The following is a 1,636-nucleotide window of genomic DNA, read 5'->3' as shown; positions in this document are numbered from 1 at the left end:
GCCGCAGCCAATGACGACGAGAACAAACGTTCGATGCTTGTAAAAATACTGCATCAAACCACTGGAAAAAGACTAGCTCGAATACAAACCGATATTCCTGCATCGTATCAGTTGCTTTTTGCCGCCGCCTCTCTTCCCGCCGATACGCCGGATGCAAACCGGCAACATTACATTCGGCAAATCGACAGAGTTGTTGAGGCGCTGGATAAAGATGCACCACTTCCATCACCTGAAATATCGCCTGAGCCTTCGGTCCATAGGCAGGAGGAAGGTATTTTGCAGGCGCTAAGCAATATATCGGGAAGTGAGAAAACAGACTATAAAAAGGGTGCGGGTGACAGCTTTTTTGCTGCCGATGCATTTACCAATCCCATTTATCAACGCTTTGCCCTCAAAACCACTTTGGCGGCAATTGCGTGCTATGTATTTTACGCCGCGATTGATTGGCAGGGCATCCATACAGCAATGGTGACCTGTTATGTCGCGTCTCTTGGCACCGCGGGCGATACAATTCATAAATTGGCATTGCGTATCACGGGTTGTCTGATAGGGGCTGCTATTGGGATTGCGTCAATTATATTTCTCATGCCGCAGTTGGAGTCCATTGGCGGCTTGATGGTTCTGGTTTTTGCGGTCGCTCTTCTTGCTGCATGGGTATCTGCAGGCAGTGAAAAGGTTTCCTATGGCGGAGTTCAGATTGGTCTCGCATTTGCTTTAACCGTATTGCAGGGCTTTGGTCCGACAACCGATATGGATTCAGCGCGCGACCGTATCGTCGGTGTACTGGTCGGAAACTTCGCCGTTTATCTTGTTTCCACACTGATATGGCCAGCGCCTGTTGTGACCGTTATCCGCCAGCGCCTTTCGGATGCAGCCAAAAAATTGGCTGAAATCGCATCTGCTACACCGGATGAACGACCCAAGATGATTGCCACGGTTGCTGAAACAGAACGTCTTTTGAGCGACGTTCGTTACTGTTTTTATCTATTGCCGTTTGAACCTGCGTCTCTTCGTCCTTCAGACAAACTTGAAAAAACCTTTGATGGCTTTGTCGATGAGCTTGCTTCACTGAATAAGGAAGTCTACTTTTCTGGAGAGATCATGCCCGATGCTGTTGAGAGATTGAACGCGCTCTCGTCACGCATAAAGTCTGATGATATGCAAAGCGAAATTCTACCGGAAGATCAGGCCATTCCTGCTGAGGAAGCAGACACTGTGGGGGCAACTAAAATCGATCAGCATCTTGCGCATATGGAAGCACTTTTGGCGGGCGGCAGGGTATGAGAAAACCTGTGACGCTGAAATTCATTGCGCTATTTTCAATTTTTGCTCTTACCCTGAGCGGTTGTGCGACGGAAGCCTTGAAGCTTGCTCCGGCGTCCCCTGATCAACCTTGGAAACTTGCTCAGGGGAAAAATGCACCTGCTGAAAATGCCACAGGTGCTAAAGATTTTAGTATCCCATCCAACCCTGAACTGGCGCTCATTTCCAGCCCTGTTTCTGTTGATACGCGCTCGTCTTATGATCTTGCGCAGTTAATCGATCTAGCGCAGCGCAGCAATCCAACCACACGAAATGCATGGGAAAAAGCACGTCAGGCTGCCCTTGCTGTAGGTATGGTGGAAGCAACGATGCT

Annotated in this window: 1 protein-coding gene and 1 pseudogene; both read left to right on the top strand. The window is 49.0% G+C overall.

What is annotated here, in order from left to right; translation table 11 throughout:
* Positions 1-1,284, top strand: a 1,284-nt coding sequence (locus tag J2782_RS22770; protein ID WP_310016443.1) for an FUSC family protein, incomplete at its 5' end; no start/stop codon positions are given.
* Positions 1,281-1,636 (top strand): annotated as a pseudogene (locus J2782_RS22765) (TolC family protein); the annotation flags it as partial. The gene J2782_RS22770 and the pseudogene J2782_RS22765, both read left to right, overlap by 4 nt.

The organism is Brucella pseudogrignonensis, assembly GCF_031454375.1.
In the GTDB taxonomy this organism is placed as follows: Bacteria; Pseudomonadota; Alphaproteobacteria; order Rhizobiales; family Rhizobiaceae; genus Brucella; species Brucella pseudogrignonensis_A.
The sequence above is the reverse complement of the archived record's forward strand: the minus strand, read 5'-3'. Positions and strand labels throughout refer to the sequence as shown.